17 protein-coding genes are annotated in these 21,436 nt (G+C 68.0%); 12 read left to right on the forward strand and 5 right to left on the reverse strand.

Going from position 1 to position 21,436, the window contains the following annotated elements; translation table 11 throughout:
* Nucleotides 1-2 precede the first annotated feature (2 nt).
* The 6 genes from AAEX57_RS10310 to AAEX57_RS10335 all read left to right on the forward strand — a co-directional run bounded on the left by AAEX57_RS10310 (nucleotide 3) and on the right by AAEX57_RS10335 (nucleotide 6,322).
* Nucleotides 3-1,037, forward strand: coding sequence for an AMP-binding enzyme (locus AAEX57_RS10310; RefSeq protein ID WP_342092485.1), 1,035 nt, complete (start codon nucleotides 3-5; stop codon nucleotides 1,035-1,037).
* A complete protein-coding gene (locus AAEX57_RS10315; RefSeq protein ID WP_342092486.1) occupies nucleotides 1,034-2,206 on the forward strand; it encodes a thiolase family protein in 1,173 nt (390 codons plus the stop codon). The genes AAEX57_RS10310 and AAEX57_RS10315 overlap by 4 nt, the downstream gene beginning before the upstream one ends.
* Nucleotides 2,203-2,895, forward strand: coding sequence for an energy-coupling factor ABC transporter ATP-binding protein (locus AAEX57_RS10320; RefSeq protein ID WP_342092487.1), 693 nt, complete (start codon nucleotides 2,203-2,205; stop codon nucleotides 2,893-2,895). The genes AAEX57_RS10315 and AAEX57_RS10320 overlap by 4 nt, the downstream gene beginning before the upstream one ends.
* On the forward strand, nucleotides 2,895-3,503 hold the full coding sequence (locus tag AAEX57_RS10325; protein ID WP_342092488.1) for an energy-coupling factor transporter transmembrane component T family protein: 609 nt from the start codon (nucleotides 2,895-2,897) through the stop codon (nucleotides 3,501-3,503). Before AAEX57_RS10320 ends, AAEX57_RS10325 begins: the two co-directional genes overlap by 1 nt.
* 66 nt (nucleotides 3,504-3,569) lie before the next feature.
* Nucleotides 3,570-5,462, forward strand: a complete 1,893-nt coding sequence (locus AAEX57_RS10330) for an AMP-dependent synthetase/ligase (RefSeq protein ID WP_342092489.1) — start codon at nucleotides 3,570-3,572, stop codon at nucleotides 5,460-5,462.
* 5 nt (nucleotides 5,463-5,467) lie between these two features.
* On the forward strand, nucleotides 5,468-6,322 hold the full coding sequence (locus AAEX57_RS10335) for an acyl-CoA thioesterase (RefSeq protein ID WP_342092490.1): 855 nt from the start codon (nucleotides 5,468-5,470) through the stop codon (nucleotides 6,320-6,322).
* A 268-nt stretch (nucleotides 6,323-6,590) separates the two neighbouring features.
* On the opposite strand, the gene AAEX57_RS10340 is transcribed toward AAEX57_RS10335, so the two are convergent.
* Together AAEX57_RS10340 and AAEX57_RS10345 are read right to left on the reverse strand one after the other, a co-directional pair.
* Nucleotides 6,591-8,312, reverse strand: coding sequence for a glycoside hydrolase family 13 protein (locus tag AAEX57_RS10340; protein ID WP_342092491.1), 1,722 nt, complete (start codon nucleotides 8,310-8,312; stop codon nucleotides 6,591-6,593).
* A gap of 15 nt (nucleotides 8,313-8,327) precedes the next feature.
* Complete coding sequence (locus AAEX57_RS10345; RefSeq protein ID WP_342092492.1) at nucleotides 8,328-9,077, reverse strand: trimeric intracellular cation channel family protein; 750 nt, start codon at nucleotides 9,075-9,077, stop codon at nucleotides 8,328-8,330.
* 134 nt (nucleotides 9,078-9,211) lie between these two features.
* Here AAEX57_RS10345 and AAEX57_RS10350 point away from each other — a divergent pair, with 134 nt between their 5' ends.
* Nucleotides 9,212-11,191, forward strand: a complete 1,980-nt coding sequence (locus AAEX57_RS10350) for an OPT family oligopeptide transporter (protein WP_342092493.1) — start codon at nucleotides 9,212-9,214, stop codon at nucleotides 11,189-11,191.
* An 896-nt stretch (nucleotides 11,192-12,087) separates the two neighbouring features.
* Here the strand turns inward: AAEX57_RS10350 and gndA are convergent.
* Together gndA and AAEX57_RS10360 are read right to left on the reverse strand one after the other, a co-directional pair.
* Entirely contained in the window at nucleotides 12,088-13,539 is a 1,452-nt protein-coding gene (gene gndA / locus AAEX57_RS10355) for an NADP-dependent phosphogluconate dehydrogenase (protein ID WP_342092494.1), read from the reverse strand.
* Between the two features lie 49 nt (nucleotides 13,540-13,588).
* Complete coding sequence (locus AAEX57_RS10360; protein ID WP_342092495.1) at nucleotides 13,589-14,926, reverse strand: MFS transporter; 1,338 nt, start codon at nucleotides 14,924-14,926, stop codon at nucleotides 13,589-13,591.
* 253 nt (nucleotides 14,927-15,179) lie between these two features.
* On the opposite strand from AAEX57_RS10360, the gene AAEX57_RS10365 reads away from it, so the two are divergent.
* The 5 genes from AAEX57_RS10365 to AAEX57_RS10385 are packed head-to-tail and all read left to right on the forward strand — an operon-like array spanning nucleotide 15,180 to nucleotide 20,149.
* Entirely contained in the window at nucleotides 15,180-16,007 is an 828-nt protein-coding gene (locus tag AAEX57_RS10365) for a sugar phosphate isomerase/epimerase family protein (RefSeq protein ID WP_342092496.1), read from the forward strand.
* Entirely contained in the window at nucleotides 16,004-17,053 is a 1,050-nt protein-coding gene (locus AAEX57_RS10370; RefSeq protein WP_342092497.1) for a Gfo/Idh/MocA family protein, read from the forward strand. The genes AAEX57_RS10365 and AAEX57_RS10370 overlap by 4 nt, the downstream gene beginning before the upstream one ends.
* 14 nt (nucleotides 17,054-17,067) lie before the next feature.
* Nucleotides 17,068-18,234 carry a Gfo/Idh/MocA family protein gene (locus AAEX57_RS10375; RefSeq protein WP_342092498.1) on the forward strand — a complete coding sequence of 389 codons (1,167 nt, stop codon included), beginning with the start codon at nucleotides 17,068-17,070 and terminating at the stop codon, nucleotides 18,232-18,234.
* Between the two features lies 1 nt (nucleotide 18,235).
* Nucleotides 18,236-19,084: a sugar phosphate isomerase/epimerase family protein gene (locus tag AAEX57_RS10380; protein WP_342092499.1), complete on the forward strand. Its 849-nt coding sequence runs from the start codon at nucleotides 18,236-18,238 to the stop codon at nucleotides 19,082-19,084.
* Between the two features lie 60 nt (nucleotides 19,085-19,144).
* Nucleotides 19,145-20,149 (forward strand): LacI family DNA-binding transcriptional regulator, encoded by a 1,005-nt coding sequence (locus AAEX57_RS10385; protein ID WP_342092500.1) that lies wholly within the window; start codon nucleotides 19,145-19,147, stop codon nucleotides 20,147-20,149.
* Here the strand turns inward: AAEX57_RS10385 and AAEX57_RS10390 are convergent.
* Nucleotides 20,136-21,425 carry a lactate racemase domain-containing protein gene (locus AAEX57_RS10390; RefSeq protein WP_342092501.1) on the reverse strand — a complete coding sequence of 430 codons (1,290 nt, stop codon included), beginning with the start codon at nucleotides 21,423-21,425 and terminating at the stop codon, nucleotides 20,136-20,138. The genes AAEX57_RS10385 and AAEX57_RS10390 overlap by 14 nt on opposite strands.
* Nucleotides 21,426-21,436 lie beyond the last annotated feature (11 nt).

The following is a 21,436-nucleotide window of genomic DNA, read 5'->3' on the forward strand; positions in this document are numbered from 1 at the left end:
CGATGACACACGACGTCGAACCGGTTGACGTCCTGGCCTGCCCCGATCCGGTGGAGGCCTTCTGGCGATCGCACGCCGAGCGTCGGCTGATCGCGCTGGCGACGTCGGGCACCAGCGCCGGGCAACCCCGGGTGATCGTGCGCAGCACCGACTCCTGGGTGGGCAGCTTCGACGCCTGCGCCGCTCGGCTCGGGCTGGGTCGCGGCAGCCGATTCTGGATTCCCGGGCCCTTGCACGCCACTATGAACCTCTTTGCCGCCTGCCTGGCCACCCACGTCGGCGCCTCGTGGTCCATGTCCCGTGAAGGCGCCAGCCACGGCCAGCTCACCCCGGCCCTGCTGCGGACCCTGCTGGATGCCGACCCTCCCGCCGGCCTGCACGTCCTGGTGGCCGGCGACGGACTGCACCCCGGTCTGCGGCGCACTGCGGAGGCGGCCGGGCTGACGGTCAGTCACTACTACGGCGCTGCGGAACTGTCGATGGTCGCCTGGGGGCAGGACAGCCAGAGCCTGGAACTCTTCGACGACGTCGACGCCGAGATCCGTGACGGCGTGTTGTGGGTGCGCTCACCCTGGCTCTCCCGGGTTCAGACCGACGAGCGGGGCTTTGCCAGCGTCGGAGACCTGGCGGAGTTGGATGGCAGCTGGCTACGGGTCCTGGGCCGCCCGGGAGCCGTCACCACCGCAGGAGCCACCGTGGAACTGGCCCCGATCGAGGGGCTGCTGCAGGCGCAGGCCACCGGACGGGTGGTGGTCTTCGCCATCCCCGACGACCGGATGGGCGAGCTGGTCTGCTGCGCCACCACCCCGGACGATCGCGAGCGGGTGCGGGCGTGGGCGCGCGCCCACCTGGACGGGGCCCACCGGCCGCGACGCTGGCTGACCTACGACGGGCTGCCGGTGACTCCTGCCGGGAAGGTCGATCGCGCCGCGCTGCCCGGGTGGTTGCTGGTGGAGGGCCCCTCGACAAGCTCGGGGAGCGTCAACGGACGTGCGGGCTCGGGGAACGGCAGCAACACCTCGGAGAGACTCGGATGATCCCCCTGGAGCGGCGCCCGGTGATCGTCGACGCGCTGCGCACCCCGATCGGCACCTCCGGCGGCGCCCTGCGCCAGCTCGACGTCGTCGGCCTGCTCGCGCCCGTGCTGGCCCAACTCGCCCACCGCAGCCCCGAACCGATCGGTGAGGTGTGCATCGGCAATGTTCGCGGCCCCGGTGGCAACCCCGCCCGCGTCGCCGCCCTGGCCGCCGGGCTGCCCACTGACGTCCCCGCCATCACGGTGGACCGGCAGTGCGGCTCCGGCATGGCCGCCATCGAGCACAGCGTCGGGATGCTCAGCGGCCTGGCCGAGGGCTTGCGGATCGCCGGGGGAGTGCAGTCCGCCAGCACCCAACCGTGGACCTATTTGCCGCCCAGTCGTCCGGGAGCGGACCCCGTGCGCTACGAGCGAGCCCCCTTCACCCCGGCCAGCTTCGGCGACCCGGAGATGGGCGTCGCCGCCGACCTGGTGGCCGCCGAATGCGGCATCACCCGGCAACGGCAGGATGCCTACGCGCTGCGCTCCCATCAGCGAGCCGTCACCTGCCAGCGGGCGGGCATCTTCGACGACGAGATCCTGCCCTTGGCTGGACTCGTGCATGACGAACGACCGCGCGCCGGATTCACCCCGGAGCGCCTGGCGCGCTTCCGCCCCGCCTTCAGCCCCGATGGCACCTGCACCGCCGCCAACTCCTGCGGGGTCAACGACGGCGCCGCCGCGGTGCTGCTCTGCGACGGCGACACCGCCACACGTTTGGGGCTAGGGGGTTTGCGGGTGGTCGACGTCGTCACCACCGCCGGACGGCCGGATCGACCCGGGCTGGGGATCGTCGCTGCCGTCCGACGGCTGGTGGAACGCACCGGCATCGGCCTGGACCAGATCGACGTCGTGGACTTCAACGAGGCCTTCGCCGGGCAGGTGTTGGCCTGTCTGGACCAGCTCGGCATCGACGAGACCCGCAACTGCCCCCAGGGCGGCGCTATCGCGCTGGGGCACCCGTGGGCGGCCAGCGGCGCCGTCCAGCTGGTGCGGCTGTTCACCCAGCTGGTGCGGGCGCCGCAGCAGCTCGGGGCGCGCTACGGTCTGGCGGGCATCGCGATCGGCGGCGGGCAGGGCACCGCCATGCTGGTGGAACGAATCCGGCCCTCAGAACGGGAGAACAGATGATCATCGAGGCGCAGGGCGTCGGCCACGCCTATGGCGAGGGCAGCACCCGACGAGTGGTGCTGGAGGGCGTCGACGTCACGCTCACCGAACGTCGGATCGGGGTGATCGGGCACAACGGCTCCGGCAAGTCCACCTTCCTGCGGATGCTCAACGGACTGGTGCTGCCCAGCGAGGGGAAGCTCCTGGTCAACGGGATGGACACCGCCAAACAGGCCAAGGAGATCCGCAAGCTCGTCGGCTTCCTGTTCACCGACCCGGACAACCAGATCATCATGCCCACCGTCGCCGAGGACGTCGCCTTCGGGCTGCGCAAGTCCGGCCTTGCTGCCGACGAGGTCACCCGGCGGGTCGACGCCCTGCTGGAACGCTTCGGGTTGCTCGGCCACCGCGACCATCCCGCCCAGCTGCTCTCCGGCGGTCAGAAGCAGTTGCAGGCGCTGGCCGCGGTGCTCATCACCGAACCGGAGCTGATCGTGATGGACGAACCCACCACGCTGCTGGACATTCGCAATGCCAACCAGATCGGCCGGATCATCAACACCGTCGAGGCCACCGTCGTGCTCGCCACCCACCACCTTCACCTGCTCGACGACTTCGACCGGGTGCTGGTCTTCGACCACGGCAAGCTCGTCGCCGACGACGCACCGGCCGCCGCCGTGGCCCACTACCGCGCCCTGATGGAGGCCTGATGCGCACCACGCTGGGGCTCTACCGGCCGGGGGACAGCCCACTGCACCGGATGCCGCCCGGCGTGAAGCTCCTGGCCCTGCTGGTGCTGGGCACCGCGTCGGTCTGGCTGCAGGGCTGGTGGTATGTGGTGCTCGGCTGCCTGGCCGCCGTCCTGGCGCTCTACCCGCTGGCCGGTTTCGGTCCCCGCATCGCCTGGCAGCAGGCCCGCCCGATGCTCTTCCTGCTCGGCTTCACCATCGTGCTGCAGACGTGGAGTCTGGGCTGGCGGCAGGCCGTCGCCATCACCGTGATGATCCTGGTGCTGGTGCTGGCGGCCGCGCTGGTCACCCTCACCACCCGCACCACCGCCCTGATCGATGTCGTGGTCCGCGCCTGCGGCCCGCTGCGCCGCTTCGGCGTCGACCCCGAACGCGTCGGGCTGATGCTCAACCTGGGCATCCGCTGCGTCCCGCTGGTGGCCGCCATCGCCGCCGAGGTCAAGGAGGCGCAGATTGCCCGGCTGGGGCAGTTCAGCCTGCGCGCCTTCGCCGTTCCGCTGGTCGTCCGTTCCCTGCGCGACGCCGACGCCCTGGGTGAGGCCCTCGCCGCTCGTGGGATCGACGACTGAATACGCCCGGCCCACCCGAGCCAGAGCTTTCGGGGGCTCTCAGCATCGGCCCGGTAGGCTCGGATGGTGAACGAAAAGTTTGGTGACACTCCCACGCCCACTGCTCTGGAGCTGCGCGATCAGGTCCTGGCCCAGTGCCCGGCATCCCTGGCCCACGCGCTGGACGCTCGCGTCGAGCAGTCCGGCGACCGGCTCGCCTTCCTGGTTCCCAGCCGCGCCGCCACCAAGGGGGCCGAAACCTGGCGTGAGGTCAGCTACGCCGCCTTCCGTGACGAGGTGCACGAGCTCGCCGCCGGCCTGCTCGGCCTGGGCGTGCAGCCCGAGGACCGGGTCGCGATCGCGTCGGTCACCCGGTACGAATGGGTGCTGGCGGACATGGCCATCGCCTGCTCCGGAGCCGCGCTGACCGCCATCTACCCCAATTGCACGGACCACGACGAGTTGTACATCCTCAAGGATTCCGAGACGTCGGTGCTCTTCGCGGAGAACCAGCAGCAGGTCTCCAAGGTCCAGGCCCACGACGACGAGCTGTACGACCAGCTGCGCCACATCATCATCATCGATGACGACCGCGAGGCGGTGGATCGCGTCGACCAGCGCGTGATCACTCTCGACGAGTTGCGTCGCCGCGGGCGCCAGGCGCTGGACGACGACGGCCAGGTGGTGCGTCGCGCCATCGACCAGATCGGCCCCGAGAGCCTCGCCACCCTGATCTACACCTCCGGGACCACGGGCCGACCCAAGGGCGTCGAGCTGAACCAGCTGTCCATGGTCTACGTCGGCCAGGCCTTCAAGAAGATGGACTTCCTGTCCGAGGAGGACCGGCACTACCTGTGGTTGCCGCTGTCCCACGTCTTCGGCAACTGCCTGCTGTCCGCCCAGTGGGCCTACGGCTTCGCCACCGCCATCGACGGCCGCGCAGACCGGATCGTGCGGGGCCTGGCCGAGACGCAACCCACGATCATGTGCGGCGTCCCGCGGATCTACGAGAAGATCCGCGCCGCCGTGCTCACCGCCAGCCCCAAGAGGGGTGCCAAGGGCCGGATCGCGCGCTGGGCCTTCGCGGTCGGTCGAGAGTCGCGTCCCTACCGTTACGAGGGCCGCCCGATGCCCGTGGGCTTGAGGGCGCGCTACACCGTTGCCGACAAGCTGGTCTTCGACAAGCTCAAGAAGACGATGGGAGGCGAGATGCGCTTCCTGATCTCGGGCTCCGCGAAGCTGTCCAGCCAGGTGACCGAGTGGTTCTACTCCGCGGGCATTAGCATCGTCGAGGGCTACGGCTCCACCGAGACCACCGTGAGCATCCTCAACCCGCCGGAGGCGGCGAAGTTCGGCAGCATCGGCCCCGTCGTGCCCGGCATGGAGGTACGCTTCGCCGACGATGGCGAGATGCTGCTGCGCGGACCGCTGGTCTTCCGTGGCTACCACAACCGGCCGGAGAAGACCGCGGAGGTTCTGGACGACGACGGTTGGTTCCACACCGGCGACGTCGCCCAACTGGACGAGGACGGTTACATCTCCATCACCGACCGCAAGAAGGACCTGATCAAGTCCTCCGGCGGCAAGTATGTCGCGCCGCAGAAGGTGGAGAACGCCATCACCGCCAACATTCCCTATGTCAGCCAGGCCGTGGCGCTGGGGGAGAACCGCAAGTACATGGTGGCGCTGGTCACCATGGAACACGACGCCCTGATGCGTTGGGGCAAGAAGCATGGGCATCCCAATGCCAGCTACGAGGAGCTCACCCAACTGCCCGAGGTGAAGGCCTCCATCGAACGCTTCATGGCCAAGGCCAATGACAAGTTGGAACGTTGGGAGACCATCAAGCGCTTCGCCATCCTGGACCACGAGTTCAAGGTGGACGACGGGGGAGTCACCCCCACCCAGAAGGTCCGTCGCGACGTCATCGCCCGCAAGTACGCCCACATCGTGGATTCCCTGTACGACAAGGAGGACTGAGCGCGGTGCAGCACCCCGTCGCACGGCTCGACGTCCCGGTCAGGTGGACCGATCTTGACCTGCAGGGGCATGTGAACAACACCCTGGTGGCCGAATACCTGCAGGAGGCCCGCGCCGGGCTGCTGGAGGCCGGGCGCAATGCGCACCTGGTCAACGGTGGGGTGCTGGTGGTGGGCCACGTGGTGGAATACCTGCGCCCGATCCTGTTCAGCGGCCAGCCGTTGGTGGCCGATGTCGGCGTCTTCGGGGTGGGGGCCTCGCGCTTCCACGCCATGTACGAGCTGCTGCAGGGCGGCGAGCTGTGTGCCCGGGCGACGACGGCGCTGTGCCCGTTCGACTTCGCCACCCAGCGGCCGCGACGACTCACCGCCGACGAACGCGCCTGGTTCCTGGAGGTGGCCGACGAGCGTCCGCCGGTCCGCGACCTGCGGGTGCCGGCGCTGGAGGGCCGCGGCCACGTCCACCCCTTCACGGTGCGTTGGGGCGACATCGACCGCTACGGGCACGTCAACAATGTGCGGCACTTCGACTATGTGCAGGAGGCGCGGATCTCCGCCACCACCGACGCGGACCCGACGATGCGTCGTGACGGGGGAGACGTGCGCTGGGTGGTCGCCCGGCAGGACGTCGACTACCTGACCCAGATCAGCCACCGGCCCCAGCCCTATGCCGTGCACACCGCCGTCGCCGCGCTGGGCCGCAGCAGCTACACGCTGGCCGCCGAGATCGTCGACCCGCTGGACGACGGCCGGGTGCTGGCCCGGGCTCGCACCGTGCAGGTCTGCACCGACGCAACCGGGGTCAAGCAGGAGCTGCCGCAATCCACTCGGGAAGCGCTGGGATCCCTGCTGGTCAGTTGAAACCATGGCCCTTCCACCAGGAAGCCCTGGATCCATTCCCGGCGGCTCTGCAAGGTGGCCTGATCGACGTGGCCGATGGGTGCCACCATGCGACGCTCGGCAGCGGCCTGACGCTTCAGCTCGTCTCGCAACTCTGCTGGCACCTTGATCGTCGTCATGGTCATCTCAAAGTATGACTCTGGGGGCATTGGCTCAAGGCCCACGACAGGCTCGGGGATCGTGGCTGGGATCGCAACCACGGCTGCCGAGCCTGTCGAGGCCCTTCGGGTCAGACCTTCAACCAGGCGGCGGCGTCGGTGGGGAGCCGGCCGTCGACCAGCTCCGCCGTGGCCACCAGCAGCTCGCCGTCCAGCGCCACCGGCTCGGGGCCGTAGTTCACCACGCACCGGAAACCGGGCTGGCGGGTGAAGCTGAGCACGTCGACGGCTGACTCGTCCCAAGACATCTCGCCGTCGCCCAGGGCGTCCAGCTCGTGCCGCAGCCGCAGCAGGGTGCGGAAGAGGTTCAGCGTGGACGCCGGATCGTGCTCCTGCGCCTCGGCGGTCAGCGAGGCCCAGCCGGCGGGCTGGGGGAGCCACGGTTCCGCGTCGGTGCCGAAGCCGAAGGGCTGCTCGGTGCCGGACCACGGGATCGGCACCCGGCAGCCGTCGCGGCCCTTCACCGTGTGGTTGGAACGCGCCCACGTGGGATCCTGACGCAGCTCGTCGGGCAGGTCCTCCACCTCTTCGAGGCCCAGCTCCTGGCCCTGGTAGACATACGCCCCGCCGGGCAGTGCCAGCATCAGCGCGGCCGCGGCGCGGGCCCGGCGACGGCCCAGCTCGACGTCGGTCGGCAGGTCCTGCATGTGCTCCTGCCAGTGGCCGTCCTCGTCCTCGTCCATGCTGCCGAAGTGCCGGCCGGACAGGCTCTTGCCGTAGCGGGTGGTGGCGCGCAGCACGTCGTGGTTCTCCAGCACCCAGGTGGTGGGGGCGCCGACGCCGTCGTGCGCGGTGATGGAGGAATCGATCACCATCCGCATGCTGTCCGACGCCCACTCCGATTGCAGGAATTCGAAGTTGAAGCTGGTGTTCAGCCGGCCGGGGCTGACATAGTCCACCAGCCGCTCCAGCGGCAGGTAGGCCTCGCTGACGAAGATCCGGGCACCCAGCTCGGTGCCGGCATAGCCGTCGGCCAGCGCGCGCCAGCGACGCTGGATGTCCTCCAGACCGGGCTGGTCCCACAGCGGCGAGCCGGGCACCTTCTGCCACGAGCCGTCGCCGGTCAGCGGGTCGATCGGGGTGTCGTTGAATTCGGGCGCCTTCACCAGAGAGTCGGCGACGTCCACCCGGAAGCCGTCGACACCGCGGTCGAACCAGAAGCGCAGAACCCGGTCGATCTCGGCGCGCACCGCCTCGTTCTCCCAGTTCCAGTCGGGCTGCTCGGGGGCGAACATGTGCAGGTAGAACTGCGCCGGGCGCTCGTCGGTGGCCTCGCTCACCTTTTCCCACATCGAGCCGCCGAACAGCGCGCCCCAGTTGGTGGGCGGCTGGTCGCCGTTCTCACCGATGCCGTCGCGGAAGATGAACATGTCCCGCTCCGGCGAACCGGGCCCCGCGGCCAGTGCCTGCTGGAAGAGTGGATGATCGATGGAGCAGTGGTTGGGCACCAGGTCGATCAGCACCCGCAGGCCCAGCTCGTGCGCCGTGGCGATGAATTCGTCGGCGTCGGCCAGGGTGCCGAAGTCGGGGTTGATGTCGCAGTAGTCGGCGACGTCATAGCCACCGTCCCACAACGGCGACGGGTACCAGGGGGAGACCCAGATGGCGTCGACGCCGAGCGACTTGAGGTGGGGCAGCTTGCCGATCATGCCCCGGACGTCGCCGGTGCCGTCATTGTTCGCGTCGGCGAAGCTGCGCGGATAGATCTGGTAGGTGACGGCGTGGCGCCACCAGGTCGGGTCATCGAAAGTCACCTCACCAAGCCTACTGACCGTGTGGTGAGTTCCGCGCATTGGTGGCGGATGCCGTCAGCTCCAACGACGCTTCTGCCGGGGCCGGGGGAGCCGTCCCGGCGGGCTCTCGCCGCGCCACCACGACGGCCGCGGAATATTGCTGAAAGTGCTTCGTGGGCGCAGGTTGAAGGCCATCGGCAGGGTCCAACCGCGCCAGATCCCGCCCAGGGTCAGCCCGCTGCCCACCGCGAAGCTGGCCACCGTCGCCATCGTGTGGTTGCCGGTGGGCCACAGCAGCACGGTGACCAGGCTGGCGGCCATCGCGCTGGTGGCGTAGAGGGTGTTGCCGCCGAAGACCGTCGGGATCCGGCGCAGCAGCACGTCGCGCAGCATCCCGCCGCCGACGGCGGTGACGGTGCCCAGCAGGATCGCCGACATCGGGCTGAAGCCGTGCGCCAGCGCCCGCTGGGAGCCGGCCGCGGCCCACGCACCCAGCGCCAGGGCGTCGATCACCGGGAAGAGCCGGTCCCAGAACTGGTGGGTGATCGGGATCATGAAGGCCAGCACGGCCCCGATCAGGGCGGTGGTGAAATAGGCGCTGTCCACCAATGCGACGGGGGTGCCGCGCTGCATCAGGGTGTCTCGGATCATGCCGCCACCCAGCGCCGACGCGATCGCCAAGGTGCCGAAACCGATCGGATCCATGTTCTCCGAGCGAGCCATCACGCCGCCCAGGATGGCGTTGAAGAGCACCCCGGTGAGGTCGATGAAGCGGACGGCGTGGTTGATGGTGAGGGGATCGAGGGGTACGTCCAGAGGCTGCACGAGACCATTCTCCCAGCCCTTTCACCCGCCCAGGAGAGCTGGAAAACGGCGGGCCGGGTGCGGGAATCCACAGCCAAGGAACTAATCTTTACGCGCCAGCACACGCACAGTGTGCCCTTCCTCAGGAGAATCTCTTGTCTTCAACCGTCACCACCGCCGGATCGCCCGGCCGCACGGGTCTGCGTGAGCTCACCCTGCGAGGCGTGATCATCGGCGGCATCATCACGCTGGTCTTCACCGCCGCCAATGTCTACCTCGGGCTCAAGGTGGGCCTGACCTTCGCCACCTCCATCCCCGCCGCCGTCATCTCGATGGCCATCCTGCGGTTCTTCAAGGATCACACGATCGTGGAGAACAACATCGTGCAGACCATCGCGTCGGCCGCCGGCACGCTGAGTGCGATCATCTTCGTCCTGCCCGGTCTGGTGATGCTGGGCTACTGGCAGGGCTTCCCCTACTGGACCACCGCCGCGGTCTGCTTCTTCGGCGGCGTGCTCGGCGTGATGTACTCCATCCCGCTGCGCCGCGCCCTGGTCACCGGCTCCGACCTGCCCTACCCGGAGGGCGTCGCCGCGGCCGAGGTGCTGCGCGTCGGTGATTCCGCGGGCGGATCCGAGGAGAATGCCCGCGGCCTGAAGGTGATCATCACCGCGGGTCTGGCAGCTGCGGCCTTCACCGTGGTCGCCAAGATGAAGCTGGTCGCCGAGGGCGTCCAGCAGGCCCTGCGGATTGGCAGCGGCGGCACCATCGTCGGTACCAGCCTGTCCTTGGCCCTGATCGGTGTCGGTCACCTGGTGGGCATCACCGTCGGGATCGCCATGGTGATCGGCCTGTTGATCAGCTATGGCGTGATCCTGCCGATCATGACGCAGGGCAAGCTAGACCAGTCGCTGCCCCTGGCCAAGGCCGTCCAGACGGTCTTCGCCAGTGACGTGCGCCTGATCGGCGCCGGAACCATGGCGGTTGCCGCCGTGTGGACGCTGGTCAAGATCATCGGCCCCATCATCAAGGGGATCAGCGAGTCGCTGGCTGCGCACCAGAAGGCCAGCAGCGAACTGGCGATCGAGGAGCGTGACCTGTCGATGACCGTCGTGATCGGCACCACCCTGGCCTCCATGCTGCCGATCGGCGCGCTGTTGTGGCTGTTCACCCGCGGCACCCCGCTGGAGGGCAATTCCACCGGCCTGGTCATCACCTCGGTGCTCTTCGTGCTGCTGGTCGGGCTCTTCGTCGCCTCGGTCTGTGGCTACATGGCCGGCCTGATCGGCGCGTCCAATTCGCCGATCTCCGGCGTCGGCATCATCGTCGCGATCGCCGCGGCGCTGCTGATCAAGGGCGTGCACGGCGCCGGCAGCGGCGACATGACCGAGGCGCTGGTGGCCTACACGCTGTTCACCACCGCGGTGGTCTTCGGCGTCGCCACCATCAGCAATGACAACCTGCAGGACCTGAAGACGGGCCAGCTGGTGGGCGCCACCCCGTGGAAGCAGCAGGTGGCGCTGATCATCGGCGTGGCCTTCGGTTCCGCGATCATCCCGCCGGTGCTCGGTGTGATGAACACCTCCTTCGGCTTCGCCGGCGCGCCGGGTGCCGGTCCCAATGCGCTGGCCGCCCCGCAGGCGTCGCTGATCTCGACCCTGGCCAAGGGCGTGCTCGGCGGTGGCCTGAACTGGCAGCTGCTGGGCCTCGGTGCCCTGATCGGCTGCGTCGTGGTGGCGATCAACGAGGTGCTGGGCAAGACCAGCAAGGGCAAGCTGGCCCTGCCGCCGCTGGCGGTCGGCATGGGCATGTACCTGCCGATCAGCCTCACCCTGATGATCCCGATCGGCGCCCTGCTGGGGCTGTTCTACGACAAGTGGGCCAACCGCACCGCAAACCCCGAGCGCTCCAAGCGCCTGGGCACCCTGCTGGCCACCGGCCTGATCGTCGGTGAGAGCCTGTTCGGCGTGATCTATGCCGGCATCGTCGCCGCCACCGGCGAGGAGGAGCCGATGGCCGTGATCACGGCAAAGTCCTGGGCCAACCCCGCGCAGTTGGTGGGCATCGCGGTCTTCGCGCTGCTGGTCGGCGCGCTGTACGTCTGGACCAAGAAGAAGGCCGTCGCAAAGGCTTGATCGACGCTCCAGTCACTCGGGGTCACCGGTTGTTCCGGTGACCCCGAGTTTGCGTCAACACCCGCCTAGCCTCGATTTGTCATGGGGCCGGGTTGGTCGCTGACCCAGCGCCTGCTGTCCTTGGGGAAGTGCCCCTTCAACTGCGACGATTCCGATCCAGTCAAGCAGCATCTTCCCTCCTCTATGCCCGGCCACACTCATGAAGTCTCGAGGCCAACAAGGGCGTCAAAATGCGCCAACCGCCGTCAACCTGGGCGTACAGGGGGCAGGACCGGGAGTCCTTTCCTCGATGGACCGGCGTTCCGGCCGGGACTCCGACGGAGGCGCTGTCTGGTAGCGGTACGGTGCGGGGGACTTGGGCGTCGCACTGCACCGTGAACTCGCGGGGGCCGATCTGTGGGCTTGGGGTCTGCGGGGAGGCCTCGATGCCCCAGAACTGTCCACCCCATTGCACTCCCGCGGCATACGACCCCGACGGAGAATCCGAGGGCAATGCCCGCAAGGCGTCGCACCACCCCGGGTCCGTGGTGGAAATGGCGGTAGGAGCGGACGTGCTGCTTGGTGAGGTCACCGGCGTCGGGTTCGATGACGTGCAGCCGGCGAACAGGAGCAACAGCAGGGCGGTACCCGAGCTCCCGAGTGAGCGTGGATTTCGCATGGTGACTCCCCAGCGACGGCTGTACCGAAGCGACCTACCACGGCCCAACCCTACGCTTGACTTCGGCTTGGTCTACAGTCTCGAGTTGATGTGCAGCGAACCGCCTCAATACGGGGCGGGTGGTCGTACAGAAGCGCCCCCACCGGTGCGGGTGGGGGCGCCTCCATCTGCCGGGGCCTCGACAGGCTCGGCCGTCGGGGTTGGGTTCGGCTGAGCTGTCGGGGTTGGGTTCGGCCCGTCAGTGGTTGCCGGCGTCGCCCGCTACTTCGGACTTGTCGCCCGACCACAGGGTGTGGAAGGCGCCCTCGGCGTCGACGCGCTGGTAGGTGTGCGCGCCGAAGTAGTCGCGCAGGCCCTGGGTGAGGGCCGCATTCAGCCGCGGCGCACGCACCTGGTCGTAGTAGGCCAGCGCGGAGCTGAAGCCGGGCACCGGCACCCCGGCGGTGATGGCGGTGGTGATCACCCGTCGCCAGGCATCCTGGCCCTTGGCGAGCTCCGCCTTGATGCTGGGGGCCTCCAGCAGCGTGATCAGGTTGTTGGCGGCGTACTCATTGCTGATCCGGTCCAGCAGCTTGGCGCGGATGATGCAGCCGTCGCGCCAGATCTTGGCGACGGCGGCCACGTCGATCTCCCAGCCGTACTCCTTGGCGGCATTGCGGATCTCGTCCAGGCCCTGCGCGTAGGCCACCACCTTGGCGGACCACAGCGCCTGGCGGATGTCGTCGGTGAAGGCCTTGACGTCGTCGACGAACAGCGAACCGTCCGGGCCCTCCAGCGCGGCCTGCGAGTGCTCACGCAGCTCGGGCGACGAGGAGATGGCGCGGGCAAAGACCGCTTCGCTGATGGCATTGACCGGAACCCCCAGCTTGAGGGCGGACTGCACGGTCCAGGTGCCGGTACCCTTCATGCCGGCGGCGTCGACGATCACGTCCACCAACGCCTTGCCGGTCTTGGCGTCGGTCTGGCGCAGCACCTCGCTGGTGATCTCGATCAGGTAGGAGTCCAGGTCACCGGTATTCCACTCGGCAAAGACGTCGGCCATCTGTGCGTTGCTCAGCCCGGCGGCCTTCAGCAGCGTGTAGGCCTCGCCGATGAACTGCATGTCCGCGTACTCGATACCGTTGTGCACCATCTTCACGAAGTGCCCGGCGCCGTCGGTGCCGATGTAGGTGCAGCACGGCTCGCCCTCGTACTGCGCGGCGATCTTCTCCAGGATGGGGCCGAGCGCCTGGTAGGACTCCTTGGTGCCACCGGGCATCATCGACGGGCCCTCCAGCGCGCCGACCTCGCCGCCGGAGATGCCGCAGCCGACGAAGTGCAGGCCGGCCTCGCGGACCTTGACCTCGCGTCGGATGGTGTCCTCGTAGAAGGCATTGCCGCCGTCGACGATGATGTCTCCGTCCTCCAGCAGCGGGATCAGTTGGTCGATCACCGCGTCGGTGCCCTTGCCGGCCTGCACCATGATGATGATCCGGCGGGGGCGCTCCAGCGACGCGACGAAATCCTCGATCTTCTCCGACGCGATGAAATTTCCCTCGCTGCCGTGCTGGGCCATCACGTCCTGGGTCTTGGCGAAGGTGCGGTTGTAGATGGCGACGGTGTAGCCCTTGTGCGCCATGTTGCGGGCCAGGGACGAGCCCATCACGGCCATTCCGATCACTCCGGCGTCGGCCAACTGGGTGGTGGTCATCTCTCTCCTCGGGTTGGGGATGTGGTTCGTGGGATCAGGGGGTTGGCGCTCAGAAGGCGCCCGAAGCGACCAGCTCGGTGCGCTCCGCCTGCAGCGCGACGTCCTTCGGGTAGATCTTGTAGAAGATGGTCCAGAAGATGGCATTGGCAATGTAGGGCAGGGTGACGAAGTAGAGCAGGGTGTCCTGCAGGCCGAACTGGTCGGCCAGCCTACCCGTCATCAGACTCATGAAGGCGGTCAGTGCTCCCTGGATCAGGCTGAACAGCACCGCGAAGGCGGTGGCGGAGAGTTGGACCGGGGCGACGGAGGAGACCATCGGCAGCACGCAGCCGGAGAAGCCGATCGAGAAGACCAGCCCCAGCAGGAAGGCGACCACCAGGTAGGTGCCCTTGTCGAACCGGAACTGGAAGGCGGCGTAGGTGGCGGCGGCGAACAACAGACAGTAGATCTGGAAGAGCATGATCCGGCCGCGGTCCCCGAACCTCTTCTGGAAGAGGTCGCCCAGGAAGCCACCCAGGAAGGCGGAGGCCAGCATGCCCAGCTGCATGATCGTGTACAGGTAGGAGGCGTACTTCACGCCCCAGCCCAGATCCTTGGCCCAGAACTTGCCTTGGAAGCCGAACATGATCAGCGAGGTGACCATGGGCAGCATCAGGGCCATGCCGACGATGGTGGGGATCTTGAACAGCTTGGGCACGTCGGACCAGCGGAAGACGCCGGAATCCGGGTCATCGGAGATCCTGGCCTCGGTGCGCTCGGGTTCCTTCACGAAGATCAGGATCAGAATGCCGGAGGTGATGGACAGCGCGCCCATCACGAACATCGCCCAGCGCCAGCCATTGGGGTTGTCGCCGAACTGGCCCAGGGCCGGGGTGAGCGCCATCCCGATGAAGGCGCTGATGCCGCGCACGGTGCCGAAGGCCTTGCCTCGCTCGTGCTTGGCGTAGAGGGAGCCCAGCAGGCCATTCATGATCGGCTCGCTGGCCACGGTGCCCACCAGGGCGATGAAGTAGAGGATCCACAGCTGGGTCCAGGTCTGCGCGAAGCCGGTGGCCAGGGTCCACAGGCCCCACACGCCGGTGACGATGAACAGGATCTTCTTGCGGCCGAAGCGGTCGGCGGCGATCGCCCAGGCCGGGCCGAAGGCCATCCGGGCCAGCATGGACAACGAGTTCAAGAAGCCCAGTTCGCTGTTGCCCAGCGAGAAGGCGTTCATGATCTGCGGGAAGAAGACCTTGGAGACGCCGCCCTCGGTGTTGTCGATGGACTGTGCTGTGGCCAGGGCGACGGCGGCGCCGGTGCGGCCTTGCGGCCGCACGAAGCCCTGGATGGACGGCGCGATGGCGCCGGTGGTCGGCGTGGCCGCCGGATTGTGGCTGGAAGTCATGTTGTTGCCTTTCGGCTCGCGACGGTGCGAGGACGGGTGATGGCTCGATCATTGCCGGGCAGGCACTCGCGGGCAGGCATGTTGCCGGAAGTTGTCTCTCGTCTTCCGGCCGCCCAGCGGGCCGCGCGGCCCCGATCCGGGCGGCCGGTGCAACAGGCTGCAACGACCGGGTCCGCCCCGGCCCGCTGGTTAGGGTGGGGAGCGAGGCAAGGGCAACCGACCTCCTGCCCAACGATGACGATGGGAGCGCACCATGTGGACCCTCACCGGTTTCGCCGACGAGATCAGCGATGACTTCGCCGAGCAGCTGGCCCTGCTGACCAAGCTGGGGGTGAAGTACCTGGAATTCCGCTCGGCCTGGGGGCAGAACATCCTGTTGCTCAACCAGGAACAACTGGCCACCGCCAAGCAGATGTTGGATGACGCCGGGATCGGGGTCAGCTCCATCGGTTCACCCGTCGGCAAGCAGCTGATCACCGATCCGGTGGAGGAGCACGTCGCCGGCATGAAGCATGCCGTTGACCTGGCGCACTACTTCGGCGCCCGCTACATCCGCGGCTTCAGCTTCTTCATGCCCGAGGGCGAGGATCCGGACAGCCACCGCGACGAGGTGCTGCGCCGGATGCGGCTGTTCGTCGAGATCGCCGAGGCGGGTGACGTGGTGCTGTTGCACGAGAACGAGAAGGACATCTACGGCGACATCCCGCGTCGCTGCCTGGACCTGGTGACCAGCATCGATTCGCCGCACTTCAAGGCGATCATCGACCCCGCCAACTATGTGCAGTGCGACGTCAGGCCCTTCGACGAGGCCTACCCGCTGATGCGCGAGCACACCGTCTACATGCACATGAAGGACGCCGTGATGGGCACCCCGCAGGTGGTCCCGGTGGGGGAGGGCGACGGGCAGGTGGCCGAGATCCTGCAAGCCCTGCACGAGTCCGGCTTCGACGGCTTCTTCTCGATCGAGCCGCACCTGGGTGACTACACCGCCTGGGGCGCGATGAGTGGCCCGGAGTTGTGGACCAAGGCGCACACCGCGCTGGTCGGCCTGATGGACGCCGAAGGGGTCGACCACCGATGACCACGGCCGTCATCGTCGGCTGCGGTGATGTCGCAAGCGTGCATTTCGAGGCCGTGCAGGCGCTCGGCATCACGCTGCTCGCCGTCGTCGACACCGACCCCGTCGTGCTCAGGCGCACCGCCGGACGGCTGCAGACGCTGGGTGTGATTGTCCCGGGCCTGGGCAGCGTCGACGAACTGCTGGCCGCGATCGACGCGGGCGCCATCGCGCGGCCGGACGTGGTGCACGTCACCACCCCGCACCACCAGCACGCGCCCGTCACCGTGCCCCTGCTGGCCGCCGGGCTCAACGTGATCCAGGAGAAGCCGCTGGCCAACACCCTGGTTGCTGGCCAGGAGCTCGTCGAGGCCGCGGCGAACGCCTCCGGCAGGCTCGGTGTCTGCTTCCAGAACCGCTACAACGCAGGAAACCAGGCCCTGAAGAAGGTCCTGGAGGACGGAGAACTGGGGGAGGTACTGGGGGCCTACGCCTCCGTGGTGTGGACCCGCACCCCGGACTACTACCAGGCCAAGCCATGGCGGGGCCGGTGGGACCAGGCCGGGGGTGGCCTGCTGATCAACCAGGCGCTGCACACCCTGGACCTGCTGCAGTGGTTCCTCGGGGATCCCACCGAGGTCCGGGGCAACGCCGCCACCATCAAGTACCGCGACGTGATCGAGGTTGAGGACAGCGCGCAGACCCTGTTCACCCACCCGGCGCATGGGGACCAGCCGGAGGTCACCAGCACCTTCGTCGGCAGCCTCACCAATGCCGTGCACCGCAATGTGGAGGTGGAGATCTACGGCAGCTTGGGCACCGCCACCATGGCCGACGGACTGCACGTGCGCCTGGCCGGCGGCCGCAGCTATGACGTCGCCGAGCGCGTGGTGCCCACCACCGGCCGCAGCTACTGGGGAATGAGCCACCAGTTGCTGATCGAGGACTTCCACCGGCAGCTCGGCTCCCCGGAGCCCTTCTGGATCGGTGCCGAGGAGGCGATGGCCTCCCTGCGGATGCTCAAGCGCGTCTATGCCGACACCTGGCCCCACACCACAGACCACCAGTGATCCAAGGAGAAACCATGACGGAAAAGCAGTTGCGACTGGGCATCATCGGCCTGGGAGCCGAGGGCGGCATGTACGCCACTTTCATCGACGAGGGGCGCGTGCCCGGCATGAGCGTCGGGGCGATCTGCGACATCGACGAGACGAAGAAGGGCCGCGCCGACGAGCTGGGCGTGCCCTTCCACACCGACTACGTGGAGATGCTGGAGTCCGGCGAGGTGGACGCGGTGGTGACCACCGTCCCGCACTACCTGCACCCCGAGATGGGAATTGCCGCGCTGCAGCGTGACATCCACGCCCTGGTGGAGAAGCCCGTCGGCGTCTACACCAAGCAGGCCCGGGAATTGATCGACTACGCCGCCTCCAAGCCGGAGCTGGTCTTCGGTGTCTTCTTCAACCAGCGCACCAATCCGCTGTACAAGGACATCAAGGCGATCCTGGACTCCGGGGAGCTGGGCGCGTTGCGGCACACGTCGTGGATCATCACCACCTGGTGGCGTCCGCAGGGTTACTACGAGCAGTCCGCCTGGCGCGCCACCTGGGGTGGCGAGGGTGGCGGCGTGCTGGTGAACCAGGCCCCGCACCAGCTGGACCTGTGGCAGTGGCTGTGCGGCGTGCCGCAGAGCGTCTTCGCCAAGTGCGCCTTCGGCTTCAGGCGGGACATCGTGGTGGAGGACGAGGTGAACGCGCTGGTGGACTTCGGCAACGGCGCCACCGGGCACTTCATGACCGCCACCCATGACATCGCCGGCACCGACCGGCTGGAGATCCTGTGCGACAAGGGCAAGATCGTCGTCGACAATTCCAAGACCCTGACCGTCACCAAGCTGACCGAACCCGAGCAGGAGTTCAGCAAGGGCATGTCCATGGAGGAGGTCGGCAAGTTGTTCAAGGGCGAGCTGGATCTGTCTGACGTGATGAGCAGCCACACCCGGGACTACGAGTCGGTCTGGGGAGCCCAGCACCAGGAGGTGCTGCGCAACTTCGCCGCGGCCGTGCTGGACGGGGAGGAGTTGCTGGCCCCCGGCGCCGACGGCATCCACGGGGTGCGGCTGGCCAATGCGATCCACCTGTCGGCCTGGACCGGCGAGGAGGTCAGCATCACCGACTTCGACGAGCCGCGTTACCTGGCCGAGCTGAACAAGCGGATCCGTGCCGAGGGCACCTTCGCGGAGAGGAACTGACATGGCGACGCTCGGCGTGCAGATGATGATGCTGAAGGACAAGGTGGCCGAACAGGGCATGTGGCCGGTCCTGGAGCAGATCGCGGAGCTTGACCTGGTGGGGCTGGAGGTGAGCCAGATCCCGATGGACGAGGCCAATACCGCAGCCCTGGAACGCGGCATCAAGGAACTGGGCCTGCGGGTGGGGGCCCTGTCGGTTGCCCTCAAGCCCGGACCCGTCGCCACCGGTGACAACCTGGCGGAGCACTTCGACAAGGTGGTCGCCGACTGCCGTCGGCTCGGGTGCAACTACGTGCGGATCGGCATGATGCCGTTCACCGCGATGGCCTCCAAGCTGGCCTGCGAGCAATGGGCAGCCGAGTGCGAGCAGGCGGCCCAGAAGCTGGCCGCGGAGGGCATCACGCTGTGCTACCACAACCACCACGTGGACCTGGCGCAGTTCGATGGCGAGCGCATCTTCGACATCGTGCGGCGCGTCGCCCCGAGCGTGAACTTCGAGGTCGACCTGCACTGGGTGCAGCGCGGCGGCATGAATCCGCTGGAGATGCTGGAGCAGTACGCCGGAGTGTGCAACATCATCCACGTCAAGGACTTCCGCGTGGTGCCGCTTCCCGAGACGGCCATGGGTCTGCTCGAGGAGGGCAGGATGGCGGAGTTCATGCAGGCCTTCACCGGCCTGGCCCAGTTTGCCGAGGTGGGCCAGGGCAACATGAACTGGCCCAAGCTGCTGCCCGCGGCCATCGACGCGGGAGCGGAGTGGTTCTTCATCGAGCAGGACGACACCTACGGACGTGATCCCTTCGACTGCCTGAGGGAGTCCCGCGAATACCTGAAGCGGATCGGTTACTGAACCGGGGGGATCACGCGGGGCCCTGCCATGCCGGGGCCCTGCGTGGGTAGGATGCGCTCCATGTCGAAGGTGACCATCTACGACGTGGCACGAGAGGCCGGCGTCTCCGCATCCACGGTCTCGCGCGCCTTCTCGCGCCCGGGACGGGTGAGCAATGCCACCGCCCAGCGGATCCGGCAAGTGGCCGAGGAGCTCGGCTACCGGGCCGAACCGATGGTCGTGACGCCCGCGGTGAGTCGCCAGCGCACCCGCACCATTGGGCTGGCCGTCTCCGACATCACCAATCCCTTCTACTTCGGGATCATCCGCGGCGCCGAGAAGGGCGCGGTGGCCTTGGACCGCAGCGTGATGCTGGTGGACACGCAGGAATCGGAGAGTCTGGAGCGTTCGATCCTGAACCGGACCCTGCCGCTGATCGACGGCCTGGTGATCGCCAGTTCCCGGGTGGACGACACCAAGCTTCGCCAGATGGCCAAGGAGATCCCGGTGATGATGCTCAACCGGGTGGTGCAGGGCCTGCCGTCGATCATCCCGGACAGTGCCCGGGGGATGCGACGGGCCGTGGAGCACCTGACCAGCCTGGGGCACCGCGCCATCTGGTACGCGGCCGGCCCCGAAGCTTCCTGGGCCGATGGGGCTCGCTACCGGGCCTTCCGGGAGGCGGCGCACGAACTGGTCTTCGCCGAGCACCGGATCGGCCCCTTCCAGCCCACGCTGGCGGGCGGCGCGAAGGCGGCCGACGTGCTGCTGGAGCGCGGGGCGACGGCCGTGGTGGCCTACAACGACCTGATGGCGCTGGGCATGATGCGCCGCCTGCGGGAACGTGGCGTCGACATTCCCGGCGAGATCAGCATCGTCGGCTTCGACGACTCCTTCGGAAGTGACCTGGTCACTCCTCGGTTGACGACGGTCGCCGCCCCGCTGGTCCGGCTGGGGGAGCTGGCCATGGTCAATGTCGTCGCCATGACCGAGGGCAAGCAGTGGCGGGGCAGTGAACCCATCGTCGTGCCCGTCGCCTTCCGCGAGCGGGAGTCCACGGCCCCGCCGAGGCCTACTTCAGCTTGAACAGGATCTCCCCGGCATTGGGCACCACCAGCGTGCCGGGCGCCTTCGCCTCGGCTTCGAGGTCCAGGCTGTCCGGGTCCAGGTAGCCCAGGTTGACCTGTTCGCACACCTCACGCGGGATCTTCGTGGCCAGGGTGACCTTGATCCGGTTGGTCTCGACGCCCGTCTCGGCGTCGTAGCTGCCGGCGCCCCGCACGTGGGTGGAGTGGGCGAGCACTCCCTTGGGGACGTCCTTGAAGCGGTCCCACTGCTTGGTGAAGTACTCGATGCAGTGGTAGCCGATCTCGTAGATCTCATGGTGCACCTCGGAGACCTCGGTGACGTGCGGGGCGTGGATGATCACCTCACCGCCGTCGGCCATCGCCGGCTGCGCCTTGTAGCAACCCTTCGCGGCGGTCCAGATGTCGTCGTAGCGGGTGGGCATGCAGGCAATGACCCGCTGGAAGGGTTCGTCCACCCAGGTGATGTGGCTCTGCGCTGCCACCTCGGCCATCGCGGCCCAGGAGTCCTCGCTGGTGCCGAAGGCGGCGGCCTCCAGCTCGCCGCTGCCGGACTCCACCACGAGGCACAGGGCCAGCTTCTCGTTCTGGATCAGGTCGGTGCCGGCATTGATGATGGCGCGCATCGGGGTGATCCCGGTGGTGCCGATCACCTTCTCGACGCCCAGCAGCGCGCCGACCCAGTGGGACAGGTCGATGGCGTCGTGGGTGGCGCAGCCGGGGATGAAGTACTTGTTGCCGCCACTGATGCCCACCACCTCGTGGGGGAAGACCGGGCCGATGACGATGTTCACGTCGGCCTCCACCACATGGCGGTTGATCTCCACGTCGACGGCCATGTCCTGGGCGCCCTGGCTGAGCTCCTTGATGGTCTCGGCGCTCAGGGTGCCCACCTTCACGATCTGGTCGGGGTCCTGCCACTCGTGGTTGACGACCCGCATGCCGGGGTAGGCCTCGTCCAGGGTGGCGGGCTGGCCCTCGCCCCCGACGCCGAACCAGCGGTCGATCTCGTCGGGCTCCATGTAGGAGTGGGTTCCCAATGCGATCACGGCGGTGAGTTCGGCGACGCGGGGGGACAGGCAGCGGTGCACCACCTTCAACACCATGGGCAGCGGCATCGAGCGGGTGCCATCGGGCACCACGAGGACCACCTTCTTGCCGTCGACGTCCGCCCGGGCGAGGTTGGCCTCGACGAAGGCCTCGAAGTCCTGGTTCGTGACGTGCTGGTGGGGCCCGCCGAGGGACTCGACACGGAAGTTCTCGCTCATGCTGGTCATGGAGCCAGTCA

This window comes from Luteococcus sp. H91 (genome assembly GCF_038433135.1).
Lineage (GTDB): Bacteria > Actinomycetota > Actinomycetes > Propionibacteriales > Propionibacteriaceae > Luteococcus.